Source organism: Oenococcus alcoholitolerans (assembly GCF_051852995.1).
In the GTDB taxonomy this organism is placed as follows: domain Bacteria; phylum Bacillota; class Bacilli; order Lactobacillales; family Lactobacillaceae; genus Oenococcus; species Oenococcus alcoholitolerans.
This window is the reverse complement of record NZ_CP176042.1, coordinates 1,571,244-1,591,955: the sequence shown is the minus strand read 5'-3', so window position 1 is coordinate 1,591,955 and position 20,712 is coordinate 1,571,244. Positions and strand designations below refer to the sequence as shown.

Annotated in this window: 23 protein-coding genes and 1 tRNA gene; 16 read left to right on the top strand and 8 right to left on the bottom strand. The window is 37.2% G+C overall.

The window, feature by feature from the left end:
• Positions 1–36 precede the first annotated feature (36 nt).
• The gene (locus ACKP2L_RS08555) at positions 37–1,068 is read left to right on the top strand and encodes an AI-2E family transporter (RefSeq protein ID WP_439425431.1); all 1,032 of its coding nucleotides are present in this window, start codon (positions 37–39) and stop codon (positions 1,066–1,068) included.
• 543 nt (positions 1,069–1,611) lie between these two features.
• On the opposite strand, the gene ACKP2L_RS08550 is transcribed toward ACKP2L_RS08555, so the two are convergent.
• Both ACKP2L_RS08550 and ACKP2L_RS08545 read right to left on the bottom strand, forming a co-directional pair.
• Positions 1,612–2,766: a tyrosine-type recombinase/integrase gene (locus tag ACKP2L_RS08550; protein WP_439425430.1), complete on the bottom strand. Its 1,155-nt coding sequence runs from the start codon at positions 2,764–2,766 to the stop codon at positions 1,612–1,614.
• A 55-nt stretch (positions 2,767–2,821) separates the two neighbouring features.
• Positions 2,822–4,027 (bottom strand): helix-turn-helix domain-containing protein, encoded by a 1,206-nt coding sequence (locus ACKP2L_RS08545; RefSeq protein ID WP_439425429.1) that lies wholly within the window; start codon positions 4,025–4,027, stop codon positions 2,822–2,824.
• A 128-nt stretch (positions 4,028–4,155) separates the two neighbouring features.
• Between ACKP2L_RS08545 and ACKP2L_RS08540 the strand changes: the two genes are divergently transcribed.
• From ACKP2L_RS08540 to ACKP2L_RS08530, 3 genes are all read left to right on the top strand, one after another.
• Positions 4,156–4,341: a hypothetical protein gene (locus ACKP2L_RS08540; protein WP_439425428.1), complete on the top strand. Its 186-nt coding sequence runs from the start codon at positions 4,156–4,158 to the stop codon at positions 4,339–4,341.
• Between the two features lie 184 nt (positions 4,342–4,525).
• The gene (locus ACKP2L_RS08535) at positions 4,526–5,071 is read left to right on the top strand and encodes a hypothetical protein (RefSeq protein ID WP_439425427.1); all 546 of its coding nucleotides are present in this window, start codon (positions 4,526–4,528) and stop codon (positions 5,069–5,071) included.
• Positions 5,071–6,375 (top strand): virulence-associated E family protein, encoded by a 1,305-nt coding sequence (locus tag ACKP2L_RS08530; protein ID WP_439425426.1) that lies wholly within the window; start codon positions 5,071–5,073, stop codon positions 6,373–6,375. Before ACKP2L_RS08535 ends, ACKP2L_RS08530 begins: the two co-directional genes overlap by 1 nt.
• A gap of 398 nt (positions 6,376–6,773) precedes the next feature.
• Here the strand turns inward: ACKP2L_RS08530 and ACKP2L_RS08525 are convergent, their stop codons facing one another.
• The 4 genes from ACKP2L_RS08525 to ACKP2L_RS08510 form a co-directional block, all read right to left on the bottom strand.
• Positions 6,774–7,181 carry a hypothetical protein gene (locus tag ACKP2L_RS08525; RefSeq protein ID WP_439425425.1) on the bottom strand — a complete coding sequence of 136 codons (408 nt, stop codon included), beginning with the start codon at positions 7,179–7,181 and terminating at the stop codon, positions 6,774–6,776.
• A complete protein-coding gene (locus ACKP2L_RS08520) occupies positions 7,178–7,432 on the bottom strand; it encodes a hypothetical protein (protein WP_439425424.1) in 255 nt (84 codons plus the stop codon). The genes ACKP2L_RS08525 and ACKP2L_RS08520 overlap by 4 nt, the downstream gene beginning before the upstream one ends.
• A 1,046-nt stretch (positions 7,433–8,478) precedes the next feature.
• Complete coding sequence (locus tag ACKP2L_RS08515) at positions 8,479–8,754, bottom strand: hypothetical protein (RefSeq protein WP_439425423.1); 276 nt, start codon at positions 8,752–8,754, stop codon at positions 8,479–8,481.
• 194 nt (positions 8,755–8,948) lie between these two features.
• A tRNA-Lys gene (locus tag ACKP2L_RS08510) sits at positions 8,949–9,021 on the bottom strand.
• Between the two features lie 85 nt (positions 9,022–9,106).
• Between ACKP2L_RS08510 and yycF the strand changes: the two genes are divergently transcribed.
• The 4 genes from yycF to rlmH all read left to right on the top strand — a co-directional run bounded on the left by yycF (position 9,107) and on the right by rlmH (position 13,729).
• On the top strand, positions 9,107–9,823 hold the full coding sequence (yycF, locus tag ACKP2L_RS08505; RefSeq protein WP_439425422.1) for a response regulator YycF: 717 nt from the start codon (positions 9,107–9,109) through the stop codon (positions 9,821–9,823).
• A gap of 25 nt (positions 9,824–9,848) precedes the next feature.
• Positions 9,849–11,753, top strand: coding sequence for an ATP-binding protein (locus ACKP2L_RS08500; RefSeq protein WP_439425421.1), 1,905 nt, complete (start codon positions 9,849–9,851; stop codon positions 11,751–11,753).
• 62 nt (positions 11,754–11,815) lie between these two features.
• The gene (locus ACKP2L_RS08495) at positions 11,816–13,093 is read left to right on the top strand and encodes a S1C family serine protease (RefSeq protein ID WP_439425420.1); all 1,278 of its coding nucleotides are present in this window, start codon (positions 11,816–11,818) and stop codon (positions 13,091–13,093) included.
• A 153-nt stretch (positions 13,094–13,246) separates the two neighbouring features.
• Entirely contained in the window at positions 13,247–13,729 is a 483-nt protein-coding gene (rlmH, locus tag ACKP2L_RS08490; RefSeq protein WP_439425419.1) for a 23S rRNA (pseudouridine(1915)-N(3))-methyltransferase RlmH, read from the top strand.
• Positions 13,730–13,827: 98 nt separating this feature from the next.
• On the opposite strand, the gene ACKP2L_RS08485 is transcribed toward rlmH, so the two are convergent.
• Positions 13,828–14,004, bottom strand: a complete 177-nt coding sequence (locus tag ACKP2L_RS08485; RefSeq protein WP_439425418.1) for a hypothetical protein — start codon at positions 14,002–14,004, stop codon at positions 13,828–13,830.
• Between the two features lie 95 nt (positions 14,005–14,099).
• On the opposite strand from ACKP2L_RS08485, the gene ACKP2L_RS08480 reads away from it, so the two are divergent.
• The 6 genes from ACKP2L_RS08480 to ACKP2L_RS08455 are packed head-to-tail and all read left to right on the top strand — an operon-like array spanning position 14,100 to position 18,031.
• A complete protein-coding gene (locus ACKP2L_RS08480) occupies positions 14,100–15,284 on the top strand; it encodes an AI-2E family transporter (RefSeq protein ID WP_439425417.1) in 1,185 nt (394 codons plus the stop codon).
• Entirely contained in the window at positions 15,271–15,999 is a 729-nt protein-coding gene (rsmG, locus tag ACKP2L_RS08475; protein ID WP_439425416.1) for a 16S rRNA (guanine(527)-N(7))-methyltransferase RsmG, read from the top strand. Before ACKP2L_RS08480 ends, rsmG begins: the two co-directional genes overlap by 14 nt.
• Entirely contained in the window at positions 15,992–16,753 is a 762-nt protein-coding gene (locus ACKP2L_RS08470; protein ID WP_439425415.1) for a ParA family protein, read from the top strand. The genes rsmG and ACKP2L_RS08470 overlap by 8 nt, the downstream gene beginning before the upstream one ends.
• Entirely contained in the window at positions 16,746–16,955 is a 210-nt protein-coding gene (locus ACKP2L_RS08465) for a hypothetical protein (RefSeq protein ID WP_439425414.1), read from the top strand. The genes ACKP2L_RS08470 and ACKP2L_RS08465 overlap by 8 nt, the downstream gene beginning before the upstream one ends.
• Positions 16,945–17,850 carry a ParB/RepB/Spo0J family partition protein gene (locus tag ACKP2L_RS08460; protein WP_439425413.1) on the top strand — a complete coding sequence of 302 codons (906 nt, stop codon included), beginning with the start codon at positions 16,945–16,947 and terminating at the stop codon, positions 17,848–17,850. The genes ACKP2L_RS08465 and ACKP2L_RS08460 overlap by 11 nt, the downstream gene beginning before the upstream one ends.
• A 1-nt stretch (position 17,851) precedes the next feature.
• Complete coding sequence (locus ACKP2L_RS08455) at positions 17,852–18,031, top strand: DUF951 domain-containing protein (protein WP_439425412.1); 180 nt, start codon at positions 17,852–17,854, stop codon at positions 18,029–18,031.
• A gap of 49 nt (positions 18,032–18,080) precedes the next feature.
• Here ACKP2L_RS08455 and ACKP2L_RS08450 read toward each other — a convergent pair whose 3' ends face one another.
• Complete coding sequence (locus ACKP2L_RS08450) at positions 18,081–18,548, bottom strand: replication protein B (protein WP_439425411.1); 468 nt, start codon at positions 18,546–18,548, stop codon at positions 18,081–18,083.
• A 104-nt stretch (positions 18,549–18,652) separates the two neighbouring features.
• Between ACKP2L_RS08450 and ACKP2L_RS08445 the strand changes: the two genes are divergently transcribed.
• Together ACKP2L_RS08445 and ychF are read left to right on the top strand one after the other, a co-directional pair.
• Positions 18,653–19,501 (top strand): aldo/keto reductase, encoded by an 849-nt coding sequence (locus ACKP2L_RS08445; RefSeq protein ID WP_439425410.1) that lies wholly within the window; start codon positions 18,653–18,655, stop codon positions 19,499–19,501.
• 74 nt (positions 19,502–19,575) lie between these two features.
• Positions 19,576–20,679: a redox-regulated ATPase YchF gene (ychF, locus tag ACKP2L_RS08440; protein ID WP_439425409.1), complete on the top strand. Its 1,104-nt coding sequence runs from the start codon at positions 19,576–19,578 to the stop codon at positions 20,677–20,679.
• The last annotated feature ends 33 nt before the right edge of the window (positions 20,680–20,712 follow it).

Below are 20,712 nucleotides of genomic sequence, written 5' to 3'. Positions count from 1 at the left end.
ATTGATTTTCGAAAATAGGAATTAATTAGGAATTAAATGAAAATAAACGAAAAAATCACACCAAATTTTAGAAAAACTCTTGCTCTGCTTTTGATCATTGCAGTCTTGATTTTTATGGAAAAACTTTTTCCATTGATAATTTTTACTTGCATAATTTCTTATCTTTTATTAAGGTTCACTAATTTTTTACGTGAAAAAGTAATTTTTAATCGCGGTGTAAGTTTGTTGGTAATATATGCTGTTGTTTTGACGGCATTAGCTTTGACCTTGATGTCTGTTTATAATATCGTTACGATCCAATTCCATAATATAATGCCAATGATCCAAAAAGAGATCGCAAATCGTGAGTTTTTGCGTAGTTATGGTTTTTTTAAGATCGACAGATACATAAATAATCATTCTGCTTTGACTTTTGGTTTACGGAAAATACAAAGATTAGGCTTTGGGATCTACTCTTTTGTTTTGGCCAATGTACTTTCATTTATTTTCGTTTTGACCCATAAACAGGTTTTTTCTTGGATCGATGAATGCAGGAAAAATAACCGAATCCCTTTTTTTGCTGATTTATATCGTATTTGTGTACGTTTTGTTCACATTCTGGGCAGTTTGTTCACAGTTCAAATAACTATAAGCTTGATAAATACTACTTTGATGACTATTGGACTTTATTTTTTAAATTTTCCTTACCTGATAACGTTGTTTTTTATGATTCTTATTTTGGGGATGATCCCGATCCTTGGTGTTGTTATTTCACTTATCCCGCTTTCCATAATCGCTTATTCTATAAACGGTTGGACGACTGTTATTATATTGATAATCTTGACCATTTTTATCCATCTGTTGGAAACTTATTTTTTGCATCCTAGATTGATGTCAAATGTCACAAGATTACCCGTTTTTGTTATTTTGTTGATTTTGATATTCATGGAGCATCTATTAGGCATATGGGGAATGATCGTTGGCTTGCCTATCGTTACTTTTCTTCTTGATTTTCTTGGTATTTACCCATTTGGATCCGGTAAAGAAAGTAATAATACTACAAAAAGCAAACAAAAAACTCAGCAATAACACGCTGAGTTTTTTTAAAATGGATGCTAGGTTATCGAATCGTAAACACTGTGCCTCTTATGCAGCAAGAGTTTTAAGTTATCATCATCATTTTGAGTCATATTTTGAGTAGCATTTAATAAAGTTTGAAAAAGAGGATACCGTTTCTGTTTTTCTGCTTGCTGATTAGATTGATATCCTGCCAAGTCGGAGCTAACGATTCATCCTTACGTATGGCCATAAGTGCTGATAGTCTAAAGAATACATAGTTAAGATAAATGATTGATCGTTGAACTATGTAAGCATATGTTCGCATAGTTATATTCATCCCCCACTATTTCGGATACAAAAAAGCACCCTTCTAAATTGAGAATGCTTGAATTAAATTTACTTTTTTGAGTCGCAAACTTGAGTAATTTGAATCATATGATGACTCTTGGATTCTTATAAATGCCTTAACAGTGGGCTTTGTGCACCTTCAAGTTACACAAAAATGGATGCTCAGGGGATCGAACCATAAACGCTCTATCCCTTGCCCCGTAAGGCTTTAACGATTTAATAATTTTAAATATTACTTTTAATATTACTTTCGTTGATGAATTTTGAAAATATACTTGCTGTTTCTGTTTTCTGCTTTTTAGTAACCTCGGCATATATCTGTAAAGTCGTATGCACGTCATTATGACCGAGCTGGTACTGGAGTTGTTTAATATCCATTCCGGCCTGAACAGCTAAAGTAGCATAAGTGTGTCTGAAACCATGAATGATGATAGGCGCTAGTCCTGCATGTTCAGCAATCTCTCGACACCAGTTTCTAGGCTTGCCCAGTGTGATAAATGAATTAGTTGCGCTGTTGAATACGTACTCACACGGGGATGATGGATAGCCCAGTTCTTTAAATTGCTCATGTTGGCGATATTTCCACTCAGACAGCACTTTAACGGTGTCATTATCAAGCATGATCGTACGATTGCTTGCCTTGGTCTTGGCTTCATTGCTGACTTTTTCACCATCAGCAGTAGTCACTATTGTCTTAGATATGGTTAATTGTTTACTGACTAGGTTTATATCTGACCACTGTAATGCTAATGCCTCGCCTTTTCGCATACCAGTAAAGGCTAATAACCTGAAAAACACATATCGGCTATAATGGTCTTTAGCATATAAGTTATAAGCACTGGTTAAAAACTTGATGAGTTGTTCTTTATCGTAGAACTTCACTGAGTCTTTAACGGGTGCTTTTTTAGTTCGTGGTCTATCTACACTATCAAAAGGGTTCTTATCGAGATAGCCATACTGAACCGCTTTTTTATAAACTTGATTGACAATATCGAGCGTATCAGTGTAGCCAACTAACTTAGAAGCGATATGGTTAACAAACTTTTGCGCTTTGATCGGGGTCAATTCATCTAAATACATCCCCGCAAAATAAGGCTTGATATGCAACTTATAACGCTCTTTAATCTTGACTAAAGTGGACGGCTTGACGCTTTTTGCTTTGGTCTTTAACCATTCTTCAGCCAGTTCAGAAAACTTCATCCGCTTTGTTTTTTGGCTCTCTAACTGCCCGTTGGCTTCAGCTACTTTGTAAGCACGATAGGCATTAGTAGCCTCTTTTTTGCTGGTAAAACCGCTTTTCATAGTCGGTCTGCCGTTTAATACAATTCTAAAATAATAAGACTTTAATCCGTTTTTCAGGACTTTATTTTTAATCTGCATGAATTTAATTCATGGCAACACAAATAATCAATCAATCAAATCAATACGTGAGTTTTTAAGGCTTGTCTTTGCCTGTTATGTAGCGGTTTAAATCTGCTCCAGAAAGCCCATTAAAATATGAACTTAAAAGGCCACGCCTGTTTTTAAAGTCTATACGATAGTCTTTATACAGATTTTCTATTGCGCAAACATTATCTAATAGTTGAAAAATAAATATTTTTTCTTTATTTAACAGATCTCTTGTTAACGAGTTTATTTCAAAATCAGTTATACCGAATTCACCATTTTTTGCCCCTAAAATTGTAAAAGTTAACGATTCTAATGTTTCTTTTAAAAGTTTTATCTGAGAAAAAGGTGGCAATTTATAATCTTTGGAAACAATTTTTTTTGTACTGTTAACTAACCCTTGGAAAAAGTATTCAACTAGTATATTTTTTAATTCTGATATTTTAAAATCTCGATCAATAAAATCATTTCTCATATCTTTAACGATCTGATAACCAACATCATCAGACATATCGCCATCTTGTTTAATTTCAATTTTTCTTATCTGATTTTCCGCATCCTTTGATCCGAACAAGAACGCTTCTTCAATACCTTTAGATACTTTATGTGCTTCGATTTTTGCGTCTCTTTTTGCATTAGGATCTTTTAAAATGGATATAGTTTTTTTAGACAGTTCTTTTATTTGTTTTGTTGACATAGAACTATAAATATTCTTTTTAATGGTATCTAATGGTAGTTTGCTTGAAAAGCGTCTGTATATTTTTATTTGTATTGCACTAAAAACAATATCTAAACTATTATCTCTTAATTCATATAGTTTTTTTTCGTGTTTCTTTGATATACCGATTAATTGATTAGTCACGTTAAACAAACCCATAAAACAAATAAAGTTAATGGATCTAACAGAATAATAGTTATTGACCAGATCCCATATCTTTTTTTGCTCTTGTGACAGGACTTTTTTATCTCTTAGTTTGGATTTTATCTGTTCAAATTGATAATTAATTGAATTAATTACGAACGTTTGAAGCTGGGTATTATCTTTGAACAATATTCTAAATTTATTAACTTTAAAGAAAGTAGCCATGCGTTGTAAGTATTCATCACTAGGTTTATTTTGACCGTGTTCCCAGTTATTGATGGCACTTTTACCGCTTGCGTCAATTTTAATGCTTAAAGCCTCTTGCGTCATATTAGCAGTATTTCGCAGGTCTTTAATATTCTTTCCTAATTGTTTTAGATTAAATAATTCCATAATTTTTAAAGTACAAAGTTTGTCAAGTACATATTTTGCTATTTCAAGTTCTCAAAATATTTTGTACACTTATCTTATAACGTTGGTGGTGATAAATCAACGTTATAAATATTAGAAAGGCAAAAATCATGACAACACAAACAAAATCTCTTAAATCTCAAATCAAATCAGCTTCATTCCCACAATGGAAAGTAGCGGATCAAATCGGCGTGGCTGAAAAAACGTTAATCGTATGGCTTAGAAGAGAAGATAAGTTAACCAGCAACAAAAAAGAATTAATTTTAAAAGCTATTCAGGAGCTATCTCATGAATAATGATGAGAAGTTCTTTCCCATAACTTTTCGTAGGCGGGACGCTAGAAAACTGTTTTCGATAAGTGAAAGGACGTTTGATCGCTTGGTGCAGTCAGGCGATATTCATCCTATCTTAATTGATAGCTTGAAATTATATAAGACTAGCGACATCTTAGCATACTTTGAAAAGAAGGAAATCAGCTAAATGAAAAATAAAAATACAAAAAAATCTGCTAACGCTTCAGCTTTCGAGGGCACTGGCACTAACAGATCAAATACACAACTAGATAATAATCATCTAGCCACTTCTAATAATACAAGAACACTTATTCATTTTGAACAACTTGAGTTTAAAGGCATGCCTGAATTTTCTTCAGGTAATACAGGCTATTTTGATAATTTAAAAATACCAGCGTATTTAAAAGTAGTGGCTAATTCAGTCCCTTATGGTATGAAAAATGCTAGAACAGTCGAAACAATAGCAAAATTACTTAATCTGACAGCCAGAACGGTTTATACCTATACACATCTTCTAACAGCAAAATACAACCTTCCCTTAGCCAGTATCACTTACGGTGAGCAAACAGGCATGTTCATCCCCGCTAGTCAAAGCGAATTGAATGCTTATCTAGCGCAAGCACAGTCTAGAATTTCCCGCAGTCAAGAACGTACAAGCGGTGTAGAAACTGGTTTTTATATTTATCAATCAGAGTTAAACAAACTAAAAACTCTATTGACTGGAGGTGAATAATGGCTGATCACGATAATAGCAAAACTACCAAGCTAAAAAACCGTTTAAAGTTGCTTCAGTCTCAAGCATCTCCAACGCCTGATATGTTTGCTAGAAATCAAGACGGGTCATTAAGAAAGAACAACCTCAAGAACGTACTGGCTTTTGTCAGAATGGCGATACATCCTTTTGGGGATGACCTCTTAAAATTTAACGAGTTTTCCAACAATACCGAACTTGTTTCTGATAAAACCATTAAAATCAGCACCTATAAATTCAAGTCGGGCGAGATCGGTAATGATTTTATTAAAGCGATTATCAGTTATGCCAGCGACACCTTATACAATTATCAGATCAAGCCTGACTTAGCAATCACAGCTATTGAACAGCTTGCCCACGAGAACGCTTATAACCCGCTAATTGATTACTTAGATGACGCTGTAGCACATTGGGACAATCAGCCACGTATTCACACATTTATGCACAAATATCTAGGCGTAAAGCAAACCGACTTTAACGCTAGAATGTTTAAATTATGGCTAGTCGGCGCAGTGGCTAAGGCTTATAAACCAGATACACAGTTTGATGAGGTCTTGCTATTACAAGGCTCGCCCGCTTCAAATAAAACAACTTTCTTTAGAAAAATAGCGGTTAATGACCAGTTTTACACTGATAGTGTCACCGACTTCACTAATAAAGATAACTATAAGCTGATGGTCAGCCACTGGATAGTAAATGATGATGAGATAAAAGCAAAGAACAGATCAGGGATAGACGCCGTAAAATCATTAGTTACACAGACACACCTCGAGTTCAGACTGCCTTATGATAAGTTGCCACAGAAGTATCCTGCTGGTTTCGTGATAGGCATGACAACAAACGAACCTCAACCGCTTAAAGATAAGACTGGCGATAGACGTTTTATGGTCTTGCACCCAGACAAAGACCAGCGGGAAACTGATATTCATAATCTAACAGCCGAAGACATTAAGCAACTTTGGGGCGAAGCAGTCTACTCATTCAACCATGGCTATAATTTCCGCTTAAGCTCAAAAGAAGAAGAACAGCTTGCTAAGGAACAGAAAATATATACAGCCACAGACGAAGCCACTGAGAATATTGAACAAGCTATCAGCAACCAGCCTATTGGCAAGCATTATAAATTAACCGAACTGACTGATATAGCACTCGGGGATGATTATAGATATGCAAGCACAAGAGAGCGCAGAAAAGCAAGGAACGAAGTGGCAATGATATTCACTACTAAAAGCGACTGGAAAAGGTCTAACGTTCACAACGTACAAAGATATACCAAGATAAAATAAGCAATATGAGACCTGCAAGGGTCTTTTTTTTATGTTGGCTAACCCCTAACTAACCTTCTCAAGGTGCCTCACGTAACGCGCTAACCCTTTGTTAACCTCAAGAATGCCGTTATATCAACGTTTAAGCCAATTAGGTTAGGGTTAACTACTTTTAACATTTTATAAAAGCATAATAAATAATATATATATAGAAGGTTTGAGAAGCTGTTAACCTAACCCTTTTGCCCATAAAGCCCGTGGTTATGCGGTTTTAAGGGTTAATAGGAGGTTAGTTAGTAACCGTCAGACACCTTCATGCGGTTAATAAGAGGTTAGTTTAGGTGAGTTAGTTGCAACATCCCCACTGATAAACTTATTTATTTCTACATAAATATTAAAAAACATCCTTGTGGGGATGATTAGATACGTAGCACAACATCTTTACAGTGCTTATCTTCTATCTGCTTGCCTAATCGGTTGAGATCAAACAGCTTAAAGTTATCAGCAAAATAAGCCCGTTCCTTTCTTAATCGTGCATTAATTGCACTGGCTGAACAGTGGAAGATCGTGCAGAGTTCTTTTTGTGACAGCTTCCTTCTGCAATACTTGGCTTTGAGTACGGGACAAGCCAAAAATAAGCCGTACAGCACTCTTAACAGCTCATCTTGTCTGACAGACGATTCATAGTCTTCAGTGCTTCTATAGGCTTTTTGATAGGCAAAATAAGGGCTCAGCGCTTCTTTAAAGCGACACAGACGGGTGAAAGTCAAGATTGGATATTGGCTGCAGACACAGTCAATGGCTTTGTTAATAGGACTTTTAGTCATACCTTCATTGGTCTTCTTCTTGGAAAGGTGAAAAGAACATCAAGCCCAGACACACGCTGTCTAACAGAATGCCGAGCGCACTCAGTTATCTTCAGCACATCAATCTCTCTTGACTGCTTGACAAATAACTGCCGTTCTTTGGCTAAGTGATAGCAGACTTGTGTATGACTTAAATGAGTTATAGCTTGCAAGTCCTTTAAAGACAAAGCTGATTTTAAGGTATTAGTTGCCTGCTCACTGGTGTATCGCACAGTTAGCAAGGGACAGTCCTTTAGTGCTGACTTGACGGCTGTAATCAATTCAGGGCGTGAATACACACTCCCGTCAGCAAAGCCAATCGCTAAGCCGTCTTGGTTTCTTTGACAGTAGCTTAGACATTGGCATAAGATACGGACTGTTTGATTCAGCCACTTTGTTTTAATGATTGCCATGCTTTAATTATATTAAATTGATAGTACTATGATATCAAAGCCGCCCCTACATTGCCGTTTGAGAAGAGCGCACCAATTACTGTCATTTCGTGTCAAAGTAATTTTTTTAAAACTTTTTTAATAGGGGGTCTACCAACGCCAAAGCCGTGCGGTTACGGCGTTTGTATTTACAAAAATGCTTTAAAACTACCCCTTAAATGCACCCTAAAAACGAACTATATTAAGAGATATATAAATATTATTCGTGATAACAAAAAAATTTGAAAAACGAATTTTTAATACAGTGAGGAGCAATCCGTTCAGTGGATGACTTGTTAACAGCAGAAAAACAACAAGGGGGTAACGAAACAGGACATCCCCGTTTTCTTATGTTTTTGCCCGACTATTCAGACCACCGTCCTCTTAAAGGACACAGGTTGAGCAGTGTAGCAACTATATGAAAGCCTTAATACAGGTATTTATCAGGCTACAAGTTTTTGTTTTTAATTATATTTACAACCGTGCTTGTATCCACGCTTGTACTCAGTAGTTTATAGTCCGATCAGTACTGCAGGGATACATTAAGTATTCACAAGCGTCGCAAAAGGCGACAATAGTAAATAACTGCATAATTAAGAGACTGGCTGAAAACATATTTCTAAGCCGTTACCGTTATATTGACTGATTAGACATCCCATTAAGCAAGAAAAAACGCCCATTACGGACGCTTTTTATTTATCAGTATAGCAACAAGGATAATGATGGCTATCAACCACCACAGCTTAATTAAGTACAGGATAATCAAAGCCAGTATCAAGTATGGCAATAGTTTGCCAAACAGCTTAGCACAGGCGATTATCAGCATTAAAGCGATCAGCAGCCACATATCAGCCTTTACTAGAGACCCTTGCTATTGTTTGGTTTTCCAGTTTATCGGTCATGATAACGGCATTATGCAACAAGGTTATAAATGTTGACCAGACAGCGTTAATTTCTCTTTGGCTATCAATCAGATCGTTTAAAGCCTGTTGGTTATTTAATGCTTCAGTCGGGTTGTCTTGGATATTGAAATCAATGATTAACTTTAAATCATCTAACAAACGCACATCTCCAGTCAGCTTTTCCAAGTCTTTTCCATTGATCGTTACTTTTTCTTCAGTCATTTTTAATCTCTTTTCGATTTATTTAATGACTTGATTGAGATTATATTGTGAGACCATTTTTGACCTCACTTTCTTAAAAAACAATATTACTTTTCGTATTACTTTTTAAGGTAATATCTAGGCATATTCACAACACCTTAAATCTTGAAAATGCCTTAACAGTGGGCTTTGTGCACCTTCAAGTTACACAAAAATGGATGCTCAGGGGATCGAACCCTGGACCCACGGATTAAGAGTCCGTTGCTCTGCCAGCTGAGCTAAGCATCCAAACAAGTGTCTATTCTATCACGACTATCAACATATAAGCAAGCAGTTTTTCTAAATTTTTAAGGGTGCTGGTATAATGATCGGTATGAGTAAAATTCTTGTAGTCGATGATGAAAAACCTATCGTTGACGTAATTAAATTTAATTTGGAAAAAGAGGGCTATGATGTCGTGACTGCTTTAGATGGCCGTCAGGCACTCGAAGTTTTTGCCGATGAAAACCCCGACCTAGTCCTTTTGGATCAAATGCTTCCTGAAATCGAGGGAACAGAGGTCCTTCGCCAAATCAGAACTAAATCGTCAACGCCAGTTATAATGGTCACCGCTAAAGATACAGAGATAGACAAGGTGGTGGGTTTGGAAATGGGCGCTGATGATTATGTTACCAAACCATTTTCAAATCGTGAATTGATCGCGCGTGTCAAAGCTAATTTAAGACGCAAAAGCGGTACGCTGTCAGGTGTCAATGAGAACCAAGATGAAAGCAAAAAAGAAATAAGAATAGCTGATTTAGTGATCGATCCTGATGCTTATACTGTCACAAAAGATGGTTCTTATTTGGATCTGACCCACCGTGAATTCGATTTGCTGCACTACTTGGCTAGGCGTCCCGGACAAGTTCTCACTCGTGAAGCGCTTTTGACTGAGGTTTGGGGTTTTGATTATTTTGGCGATGTAAGAACGGTCGATGTTACTGTCAGACGTTTACGTGAAAAAATCGAGGATTCTCCTTCACACCCAGAGGTTTTGATGACCAAACGCGGTGTTGGATACTTTGTTCGTCCGGATAGCAATAGGAAATAAACGATAAATTATTTAATTTACTAGGATGAATAGCATTTCAAAAAAAGTCTCTAAATTTATTCTTTCGGTACATTTTAGGATTGCCCTGATTTTTACTCTGATCACATTAGCCACCGTCGGATTGGTTGGGGCTTTTTTTGTCAACCAATATTCTAGTCAATTGATACAATCCTTTGATGACCGAGTTTCTATACCTGATCCTGTTAGAAATCAACTTATTTCTGATCTGCAAAATCAAAACTCTGCTGCTGTTAACCAAGATATCAATAAAGTTTTATCAACATTGGGCGATATTGGCAATCAAGATTATGTTTATGTCGTCGACAATAAAGGCGTAATTCGCGGTGTATCGGATTTAGCTATGCGCCAGCTGTCTGGCCATTCCATATCTGCATCCTCAACGATCACTCAACCGATTTTAAGCAACATATATCGGGCTATGTCCGGATATGACGGCTATCAAAGAAGAATGAGAGGCGATATTCTTGGCCGCCGTTATGAAACGCTCACAGTGCCGTTGGAGTCTCGTCCAGGCGACCGCCAATCTACTGTTGGTGTTTTTGTATATTCGGCTAGTATGGAACAAATATATAATTCCATCAGCAACATTACAAAAATGTTTGTTGGAGCCCTTTTCGTACCTTTGCTGATGACTATTTTGATCGGTTTTCTGATGGCTAGGTTCCTGACTAAACCGATCACTGAATTAGCTGATCAAACGGAGCAGATAACTAAGGGGAATTATTTAAATAAGAATTCGATCAGGCTGCATGATGAGATCGGTACTCTTTCAAAAAGGATAAATAGTCTTTCGGACACTTTGGCTTCTGAAACCGCTATTTCTAATATGGAAAGAGACCGTTTGCACTCTTTGCTGACCAATATGACTGATGGTGTTTTAGCTATCACGCGGGATGGTACGATCACGATAATCAACCAGGCAGCACTTGATTTCTTGCAGCTCCCCAACTCTAAAGACGCTGTTGGGAAAAATATCGCCGAGTTATTTGATTTTCCTGATAAAAAAATAAGTCTGCGCGATCTTTTTCAATCCGCACAAGGATTTTTCATACACCCAAAAAATGATGACGATCCTACATTAAATATCGTTGCAAGTCTTGTACGCCGCCAGTCTGGTTTTATTTCTGGAGCTGTTGTTGTTTTGCGCGATGTTACTAGAAGATTAAAAATCGAAAATGATCAGAAAAACTTCGTTTCTAACGTTAGCCATGAATTAAGGACACCTTTGACTTCGGTAAATTCTTATATTGAAACTTTGCAGGAAGGCGCGTCCAGCGATCCGAAAATTTTAAAGGAATTCCTCGGTGTCGCTCATGATGAAACGCAGCGGATGATCCGTATGATCAATGATCTGCTGGAGCTTTCAAGAATGGATCAAGGCCGTACAAAAATGGAGATCGAAGCCGTTAATTTTACAAAGTTTATCGATTATGTTTTGAACCGTTTTAAAGTTATGTTCAAACAAGGCCACTCTATGCATTCGAATAAGAGATATCAGATCATTCGCAAGTATGATTCAAATAAAGCTTTGTATGTTGAGATAGATTCGGAAAAATTTATGCAGGTAGTCGATAATTTGATCAACAATGCTATAAATTATTCTCCTGATGGCGGAAATATTGAAGTTGATATACAAAATAGATCGGGCCAATTAGTTCTTTCGGTTAAGGATCACGGTTTGGGTATACCTAAAAAGGATCTGGAAAATATATTCACTAGATTCTATCGGGTTGATAAATCTCGGGCAAGAAGGCAGGGCGGAACCGGTTTGGGTCTGGCTATTTCAAAAGAAGTCGTTACTGCATTGCATGGTAAGATTTGGGTAGAGTCTAAAGTTGATGTTGGTACGACCTTCTATGTTAGTTTTCCAGAAATAGATATAAATTCGCCAAAATTAGATTTTAATTGATTTTTCTTAATCTTTTTTTAATCAAGCTGCTAGTATACTAATTAATGTTTTGGAGGTTTTAGATGCCAGAAATACAAGAGCCGGAAAATAATCAGACTCCGGATGACAAAAATAAAAAAAATACGAACTTTACTGATGAGCCCGAGGTTAAAAATCATAATTTTGGCAGGATCGTAGCAACGATTTTTGCTTCAGCTGTTTTAGGCGGTGGTGTTGCTGCAGGAGCCGGCTATATTTATACTCAAACAACTAATTTCATTGGCAGAAGTACTGGAGTATCCGGAAATGGGAAAACAACTGTTCAAGCTCCGATCGTAACTGGAAATTCTAATGCGACAAAAGTATATAACGGCTTGAAACAAGCGGTAGTTTCGGTTGTAAATCAACAGCAGGCCGGCAACGGTTCTCCTTTGAACGGATCAAATTCTGGAAATAATTTCCAAACACAGTCTGAAGGTTCCGGCGTTATTTATAGAACATCCCCAACTGCGGCTTACATAGTTACTAATCATCATGTTGTGGCAGGTGCTGATCGTTTAAGGGTCGTTTTATATAATAATCGGCAGGTCACTGCTCATTTAGTTGGTTCAGATGCCATGACTGATCTGGCAGTTTTGAGGATTCCTGGAAGCGGGATCAATAGTTCTGCACAATTTGGCAATTCAAACCAAATAGCAACCGGACAGCCGGTTTTGGCAATAGGTTCGCCGCTAGGTACTGATTATGCTTCTTCAGTTACTGCTGGTATCATATCGTCTCCAAGAAGACTGGTTTCCAATCTTTCTTCAAATGGGAGGACCAATTACGGCGATTCGGTTGCTATACAAACCGATGCCGCAATAAATCCTGGTAATTCAGGCGGTCCTTTAGTCAACATGGCTGGACAAGTTATCGGGATAAATTCTCAAAAATTAACACAAACAACTTCGGGTGTTGCTGTTGAGGGGATGGGATTTGCAATTCCATCTAATACGACAGTCGATATAATCAATAAATTGATTAAAAACGGTCGTATCGTTCGGCCTGCATTAGGTGTTGAGGTTGTTGATCTTAGCGAGGTTTCAAATGAAGAGCGTGATTCTAATCTGAAACTTCCGAACAGTGTTAATAATGGAGTTGTGATCGCTGGTTTTTCCAGTTCTGATTCCCCGGCACGTAAAGCAGGACTTAAGAAATACGATGTTTTGGTTGCTGTTAACGGCAAGAAAATTGATAATTTAGCTGACATGCGGGATATCATATACAAACTTTCTGTCGGCGACTCGATAAAAGCGACCTTTTATCGGGGTTCTGTTCGTCATACAAGGACTATAAAAATGACTGAAATTCTCCACCAATAACTTTCCACAAATTATTAAATGAAATTTAAATTTGTGGATAACTTTTTCATACGAACGCTATAAAAGCCGTTACTACGGCTTTTTGTATTATCCGATATTTTTTTTGTTCGTGTGGAAAAGTGGAAAAAATAGCGAACAAGTATAATAGGTTCTATGCTTAATATACGTATTTTGGTCGTAGGCAAAGTAAAAGAAAATTATTTTTCACAGGCGATCGTTGAATATTCTAAACGCCTTTCTAGATTTGCGAAGATAGATATAGTTGAAGTAAAGGACCGGCCTACTCCTGAAAAAGCTAGTGCAGCAGAAAATAATGAAATAATCGAGCGTGAGGGAGAAGCCCTAAGTAAAAAGATTTCGAACCAAGATTTTGTTATTGCTTTGGCGATCGAGGGCAAACTTATAAGCTCGCCGGACCTTGCTGAGAATTTGAAAAAAATCCCTGTTGAGGGATTTTCTAAGATCGATTTTGTGATCGGCGGTTCACTTGGCCTTTCAAAACAGATCAAACAAAGAGCCGATTTAAAAATTTCTTTTGGCAGGATAACTTTACCGCATCAATTGGCAAGAGTCGTTCTTTTAGAACAGATTTATCGTGCTTTTATGATAAATGAAGGCAGTCCCTATCACAAATAAATAATAAATAAATTATTTATTGTCGGCTCAGCATATTTTTGAAAAAACAGGTTAAAAGTAAAAAAAGATAAATAAAAAAACTCGCTTGGAGTTTTTAATTACTTTCCGTTGATTTTTACGGCTTTTGGAAGTTCAACGCCTTCAACGCCTTTTGCCCATTGCTGCAACTGTGCAGTCCTCTTTAATTGGTTTTTCTTTTGCTGATTGTGAGCGACTGGACGGGGGCCAGCGAATGAATTATAAGGTGATTTGCCGGTTAAATTTTTATTAGACATAACTATACCTCTAGAAATATTTTACGCAGTTTTTAATTTTACTTTATGCATTAAGAAAAATCAAGTTAAGTCAATATTCAGATATAATTTAAGTAATGAAATTTTTGAAAAAAAACTGGCTGCTGTACTGGACGGTCGAAATCCTATTACTATCGATCTTGATTTTGGTACTGTCTTCGTTGAATTTTATATTTGAACCAATTGGAATTTTTATCAGGACTATTTTTTTGCCAGTTATAGTGGCCGGTTTTTTATATTATTTGCTCCATCCTTTAGTAGTTCTCATAGATACAAAAACAAAAATACCTCATTTATGGTCGGTTACGATTGTTTTTTTCTCTTTCTTGATTTTAATAATATTTCTCTTTTTTCTGTTCGTGCCGCATTTAATAGCTCAGTTAAGCAGCATGTTATCAGACCTGCCTAGGTTTGCCAGCCATATTCAAAGAACTGTTAATGATTGGCTGCAGGCTGGTTGGTTCAAACGGCTTGGCTGGGAGATCAATACTCGTGATATAGAAAATCAAATCGATCGTTATTCTTCAACTTTTTTGAGTTTTTCATTGTCCGGTCTAGGCAACGTGGTTTCTTTTCTAACGGGTTTTACCATTAATTTGATCACCATTCCGATCATGCTGTTTTATATGCTGGCGGATGGCCATAAATTTATACCGTTCGTTAACCGTCTCTTTTTATCGAAAAGAGAAGAAGAGGTCGATCTGCTGGCTCGGCAAATGAACGGAACTATAAGCCGTTATATCGGGGGTCAGGTGATCGAAGGCGGCTTTGTGATGACTTGTACTATTATTGGTTATCTGATCGTTAAGCAGCCTTTTGCGCCTTTATTAGGTCTTTTTGCCGGTATTTGCGTGCTCATTCCTTATATAGGCCCCTTTATTAGTGCTATACCAAGTCTTCTGGTGGCTGTTTCCATCAGTACACAGCAAGTTTTAGCTGTCGTTTTGATCGTTTTGATCGTTAGTCAGCTTGACGGAAATTTGATTTATCCAAACGCTATTGGGCGAAATCTTAAGATCCATCCGATGACTATTTTGGTCATTTTACTATCTGCTGGTAATATTTGGGGACTTTTCGGCATGATTTTGGGTGTTCCGGCATATGCTGTCATTCGTACACTGGTAATATTTTTCTATAATTTGTATCATCTCAAAAAAAATAGTCGTGAATCTAAAGAAATGCTGGTTAAAGATAATAGTGAACAAGAAAAAGATTCTGATGAAAAGGGAATAAAGGGCGGGAGTAAAAATGACACCAAATGAATTTATTGAATCTTTAAAAGAACAGCACCTAGTTCTTTCTGATCTTCAACTTAAGCAATTCAAAGATTATTTAACTTTTTTGATTGACTACAATCAAAAAGTTAATTTAACGGCGATCACCGACCCGGCAGACATTTGGATCAAGCATTTTTATGATTCGATAACGCCGCTTTTCTTTCTACCTATTTCTGATAAAAAATTTTCTATGATCGATGTAGGCTCAGGGGCCGGTTTTCCAAGCGTTCCTCTGAAAATATTTAATAGTAAGATCGATTTGACTTTGCTTGATTCTCTTCAAAAAAGAATCGATTTTCTAGATCTTTTGATTGAAAAACTATCGTTAACATCTGTGCATACTCTTCATGGCAGAGCTGAAGATTTTGGCCAAGACCGAATTTATCGCGAAAAATTCGACTTTGCGATCGCTCGGGCTGTTGCCAATACCAATACTTTGTTAGAGCTGCTTCTTCCTTTTTTAAAAATAGGCGGGAAGGCAATTTTAATGAAAAGCGAATACAGCGAAAAGGATCTATCTTCATCCAAAAAAGCACTCTTAGAACTCGGCGGACGTTTTAATGATATTTTTTCTTTTGATTTGCCAAACGGTGATCGCAGATCTCTAGTGATCATCGATAAAGTTGCTAAAAGTAAAAATAAATACCCTAGAAAAGCCGGAACACCTAAAAGAAGTCCGATCGGAGGGAAGAATGGCTAAAATCATCGCTTTTGCAAACCAAAAAGGCGGTGTTGGGAAAACGACCACAGCAGTCAATCTAGCTGCCGGTCTATTTAAGAATAAAAAGAAAACTCTGTTGATAGATTTTGATCCGCAGGCGAATGCTACTTCAGCGACTGGTATAGATTTGGAAAAGATCGAGAACGATTCATATGATTTTCTGATAAATAATAATATTGACGTAAATAAGGCTATTATCCGAAGAGATGATGACTTCGATATCATTCCATCAACTACTCAGCTGGCCGGAGCTGAAGTAGAACTGTCAAATCAGTCTGGCCGCCAATTTTATTTGAAAAAAAGTTTATCTGATATCAATGCGGAATATGATTTTATTCTTATCGATAATCCGCCCGCACTTGGTTTGCTTTCTTTAAATGCACTGACTGCTGCAGATTCTGTTTTAATTCCTGTTCAAGCTGAATTTTTCGCATTGGAAGGTCTTGCTCAATTGATAAAAACGATAAATTTGGTAAAAAAACATAGTAATTCGTACTTGACGATTGAAGGAATTTTGATGACAATGACTACACACACCAAAATAAGTCGGCAGGTAGTTTCAGAAATAGAAGGCCATTTTCCTAAGGCGGCTTATAAATTTACGATCCCAAGAAGCGTTCGTTTAGCTGAGGCGCCCAGTTTTGGTCAATCTATTTTTGAATTTGCAGGCTTATCATCAGGAGCACGTGCATACAATAAATTGGTAAAGGAAATTATTAAGAGTGATGGCTGATAAAAAAGTAAATCAAGTTGAAATTATTCACACAGCTGGTGATTATCATTTGCACGAACAAAAAGTCAACGATTATTTAAAATATTCGCATGGGCACGTTGTTGCTTCATTTGTTGGTACGCCAAACGTTAACCATAGACACGAACCAGGTCATTTTTATACTGTTATCGAATATGAGGCATTGGTTTCCGATGACCAATAAACGACGCGGTCTCGGACGCGGCATTGATGCTTTATTTTCGGACGACGAAAGCCAAGCCGATTTAAAGCGTTTATCAGCTGTCGATAGCGGTGAGATAAACTCTGATGATAGTTCGGTTGCAGAAGTCGATATCAACAGGCTGGCTCCCAATCCTTATCAGCCGAGAAAAAAATTTGATAAAGAACCGCTGCATGAACTGGCTGAGTCTATAAAAGACAGTGGGATCATCCAACCGCTTATAGTTAGGCAGCGGGCTGATAGCGATACTTTTCAAATAGTTGCTGGTGAGCGACGTTTTTTGGCCGCAAAAGATGCAGGGCTTAAAAAAATACCAGTTTTGATAAAAAAATTAACTGATCAGCAAATGGCAGAATTAGCCATCGTTGAAAATTTGCAGAGGGAAGATCTGGATCCGATCGAAGAAGCTGAGGGGATACGCCAATTTATGTTGAATGCCTCTTTAACTCAGTCTCAAGCAGCTGATAAAATTGGTAAATCAAGAACCGCTTTGACTAATATTCTTCGTTTGTTGAATTTGCCCGAAGAAATAAAGGATCTTTTAAGAAATAAAACTATTTCTGTTGGACACGCACGCGCCTTGCTTTCTTTGGATTCTAAAAGCGATATGGTCATTTTGGCGAAAAAGATCATTGAAAAATCGTTGTCGGTAAGACAAGTCGAGCAGCTTGTCAAAAATTTGCCGGGCACTAAAGTTCGTCCTTTGAATAAAAAGCCAACAAACAGTTCAGAAGATCCCTTTATTTTTGAAGCCAAGGAAAGGTTAGAGGATAAATTCGCGACAAAAGTTGCCATAAAAAACAAACATTTAGAAATCGATTTTGTTGATGAAGAAGATTTAAATCGAATATTATCGATACTTGGGGTGGATTTTTAAGATGGATTATCGTTTAAATTCAATCGTTGAAATGAAGAAAAAGCATGCCTGCGGAGCAAATGATTGGAAAGTTATCCGCTTAGGGGCAGATATAAAAATAGAGTGCAGAAATTGTCATCGTGTTTTGCTGCTTACAAGAGAAAAATTCAATAAATCTCTCAAAAAAATTTTAGATTATTAAAAAACCAGAGCGGTCGTTTTTTTGATCCAACTCTGGTTTTACTTTGAGCTTAATGGAAAATTTTTTTCCAGAAACCCTTTTCTTCCTCGCTGCTGCTGACTTTTTCTTTGTCATCTTCTTTCGGTGCTTCTAATTTCTCGATCTTCTTTTCTGCCATTAATTGTAATTGCTGTGATTGATCCAACAGTTTTTGCAAACGTTCTATCTGCTCGTCTTTTTGTTCTATGTATTTGTCTTGACGCCCAATTTGTTCTTTTAAGAAGCCGACCAGGTCGTCATTGTTTTGCTCTTCTTCTTTTGTTGTTTCGTTAACGACTGCAGGCTTGCTTGATTCTTCTTTTGCCTTTTTTGGCGCATGGCTGCTTTCAAGGATCAATTTTTCACCCTCGTCATTTATGTAGATCGTATTTTTAACACTTTCAGTATATTTTTCTCTGAACTCCGGGGTAAGTTTTTTTCTTATCGCTGTTTTAGTTACCCCTAACTTTTCTGATAATTCTTTAATGGTTAATGCCATTGGTTACCACCTTTCCGGAAACTTAGTATATCATCTTTAATAACCAGTATATTTATCCACATATAAATTTTAAAATATAATTAGTTATTAAGGAGTTTATTTGTATGCGAGAAATTAATGTTAAAAATAAAAAATTACCAGTTATCGGTATTGGAACTTGGCGGACTGGGGATAATCCAAAAATCAAAGATCAGGAAATCGAGGCGATCAGGTATGGTTTGACTCATGGCGCTAATTTGATCGACACTGCTGAAATGTACGGTTCTGGTCGTTCGGAAAGGCTGATAGGTCAAGCGCTTGATCAGCTTGATCGTAAAAATATTTTTATCATTTCAAAATTTTATCCGCAAAATGCAACTCCAAGCTTGATGCGTCGAAGTCTTGAAAACAGTTTAAAGAGACTGGGTACTGATTATTTGGACCTTTATCTTTTACACTGGCGTGGGAATGTTCCTTTAAAGGATACTGTTTCTGGTTTGCGGCAACTTAAGTCCGAAGGACTTATAAAAGAATGGGGTGTTTCCAATTTTGATCTCGATGATATGAAAGAACTTTTTGCTATCGAAGGCGGAAATGAAGTTTTTGCCAATGAAGATTATTACAATTTAGGCGGCAGAGGGATAGATTTCGATCTGCTTCCTTGGCAAAGAAAACAATCGATTCCTTTGATCGCTTACACACCGGCAGCACGCGGCGATGAGTTTGGCAGAGAGCTTTTTAATCATCCGCTGATTCAAAAAATAGCTCAGGATCATAATGCCAGTCCGATCCAAATCCTGCTTGCGTGGGCTATTCGTGATAATAACACGATCGCAATACCGCAAACTACTAAATTGAGCCATATGAAAGATAACCTAGCTGCTGCTGATATAGTTTTGACAAAAGACGAGTTAGAGGCTATCGATAAACAGTTTCCCAAACCTGACCATAAAGTACCCCTGACCATGAGATAATTATCATTCTGCCTATAAAGCTGGGTGTTCAGCACAAATAGTTATAGTAGAATTGTTTAAGGTTAGGAGCATAAATGTCATTAACAGCAGGAATCGTTGGTTTGCCAAATGTTGGTAAATCAACACTATTTAACGCAATCACAAAAGCAGGAGCCGAGATGGCTAATTACCCATTTGCGACGATTGAACCTAATGTCGGTGTTGTCGAAGTCCCTGATTCTCGTTTGGATCGGATCCAAGAGATCGAACCGGCTGATAAAGTCGTACCCACTACTTTTGAATTTACTGATATAGCAGGAATCGTTAAAGGTGCGTCAAAGGGCGAGGGTCTGGGAAACAAATTTTTAGAAAACATAAGACAAACGGATGCGATCGTACAAGTGGTAAGGGCCTTTGAAGATTCCGAAATAACTTCGGTTTCTGGTAAAGTAGATCCGATTGAAGATATCGAGATCATAAATACAGAACTTATAATCGCTGACTTGGAGCATATAAACAATCGATATTCTAAAATAGAAAAAGCTGCTATTAATTCTAAAGATAAAGAGGCAATTGCAGAGTATTCTGTCTTAAAAAAGATAAAACCTGTCTTAGAAGACGGGCATCCAGTTCGCAGTTTGGATTTTAGCGATGATGAAAAGAAAATAGTTCGCGGTTTGTTTCTACTAACCGATAAACCGATGCTGTATGTTGCTAATGTCGCAGAAGATGATATGGCAGATCCTGAAAAATCACCTCTGTATAAATTGGTAGCTGATTATGCAAAAAAGGACAAAGCCGAAGTTATAGGCCTTGATGCAAAGACTGAAGAAGAAATTTCAGAAATGAATCCTGATGATCAGAAAGATTTTCTTCAAATGGCAGGGGTCGAGGAACCAGGATTGAATCGTCTGATACGCAGTGCTTATCATTTGTTAGGTCTGAGAACGTTCTTTACCGCCGGCGGTAAAGAAACAAGAGCCTGGACTTTTAAAAAAGGAATGAAGGCACCTCAAGTTGCCGGTATTATCCATTCAGATTTTGAACGCGGTTTTATCAGGGCAGAAACAATAAGTTTTTCCGATCTTGATAAGCTGGGTTCTGTCGCTGCTGTCCGTGCTGCCGGAAAATTACGTTCAGAAGGAAAAGATTATTTAGTTCAAGACGGAGATATTATTAATTTCCGTTTCAATGTTTAAGAGTTTCAACGATCTAAAAGCCAGGTGCGATTA

Excerpts from the sequence above, each read along its gene's own strand:
- ACKP2L_RS08555 (WP_439425431.1), top strand. The coding sequence starts at position 37 with ATGAAAATAAACGAAAAAATCACACCAAATTTTAGAAAAACTCTTGCT.
- ACKP2L_RS08550 (WP_439425430.1), bottom strand. The coding sequence starts at position 2,766 with ATGCAGATTAAAAATAAAGTCCTGAAAAACGGATTAAAGTCTTATTAT.
- ACKP2L_RS08545 (WP_439425429.1), bottom strand. The coding sequence starts at position 4,027 with ATGGAATTATTTAATCTAAAACAATTAGGAAAGAATATTAAAGACCTG.
- ACKP2L_RS08540 (WP_439425428.1), top strand. The coding sequence starts at position 4,156 with ATGACAACACAAACAAAATCTCTTAAATCTCAAATCAAATCAGCTTCA.
- ACKP2L_RS08535 (WP_439425427.1), top strand. The coding sequence starts at position 4,526 with ATGAAAAATAAAAATACAAAAAAATCTGCTAACGCTTCAGCTTTCGAG.
- ACKP2L_RS08530 (WP_439425426.1), top strand. The coding sequence starts at position 5,071 with ATGGCTGATCACGATAATAGCAAAACTACCAAGCTAAAAAACCGTTTA.
- ACKP2L_RS08525 (WP_439425425.1), bottom strand. The coding sequence starts at position 7,181 with ATGACTAAAAGTCCTATTAACAAAGCCATTGACTGTGTCTGCAGCCAA.
- ACKP2L_RS08515 (WP_439425423.1), bottom strand. The coding sequence starts at position 8,754 with ATGACTGAAGAAAAAGTAACGATCAATGGAAAAGACTTGGAAAAGCTG.
- yycF (WP_439425422.1), top strand. The coding sequence starts at position 9,107 with ATGAGTAAAATTCTTGTAGTCGATGATGAAAAACCTATCGTTGACGTA.
- ACKP2L_RS08500 (WP_439425421.1), top strand. The coding sequence starts at position 9,849 with ATGAATAGCATTTCAAAAAAAGTCTCTAAATTTATTCTTTCGGTACAT.
- ACKP2L_RS08495 (WP_439425420.1), top strand. The coding sequence starts at position 11,816 with ATGCCAGAAATACAAGAGCCGGAAAATAATCAGACTCCGGATGACAAA.
- rlmH (WP_439425419.1), top strand. The coding sequence starts at position 13,247 with ATGCTTAATATACGTATTTTGGTCGTAGGCAAAGTAAAAGAAAATTAT.
- ACKP2L_RS08485 (WP_439425418.1), bottom strand. The coding sequence starts at position 14,004 with ATGTCTAATAAAAATTTAACCGGCAAATCACCTTATAATTCATTCGCT.
- ACKP2L_RS08480 (WP_439425417.1), top strand. The coding sequence starts at position 14,100 with ATGAAATTTTTGAAAAAAAACTGGCTGCTGTACTGGACGGTCGAAATC.
- rsmG (WP_439425416.1), top strand. The coding sequence starts at position 15,271 with ATGACACCAAATGAATTTATTGAATCTTTAAAAGAACAGCACCTAGTT.
- ACKP2L_RS08470 (WP_439425415.1), top strand. The coding sequence starts at position 15,992 with ATGGCTAAAATCATCGCTTTTGCAAACCAAAAAGGCGGTGTTGGGAAA.
- ACKP2L_RS08465 (WP_439425414.1), top strand. The coding sequence starts at position 16,746 with ATGGCTGATAAAAAAGTAAATCAAGTTGAAATTATTCACACAGCTGGT.
- ACKP2L_RS08460 (WP_439425413.1), top strand. The coding sequence starts at position 16,945 with ATGACCAATAAACGACGCGGTCTCGGACGCGGCATTGATGCTTTATTT.
- ACKP2L_RS08455 (WP_439425412.1), top strand. The coding sequence starts at position 17,852 with ATGGATTATCGTTTAAATTCAATCGTTGAAATGAAGAAAAAGCATGCC.
- ACKP2L_RS08450 (WP_439425411.1), bottom strand. The coding sequence starts at position 18,548 with ATGGCATTAACCATTAAAGAATTATCAGAAAAGTTAGGGGTAACTAAA.
- ACKP2L_RS08445 (WP_439425410.1), top strand. The coding sequence starts at position 18,653 with ATGCGAGAAATTAATGTTAAAAATAAAAAATTACCAGTTATCGGTATT.
- ychF (WP_439425409.1), top strand. The coding sequence starts at position 19,576 with ATGTCATTAACAGCAGGAATCGTTGGTTTGCCAAATGTTGGTAAATCA.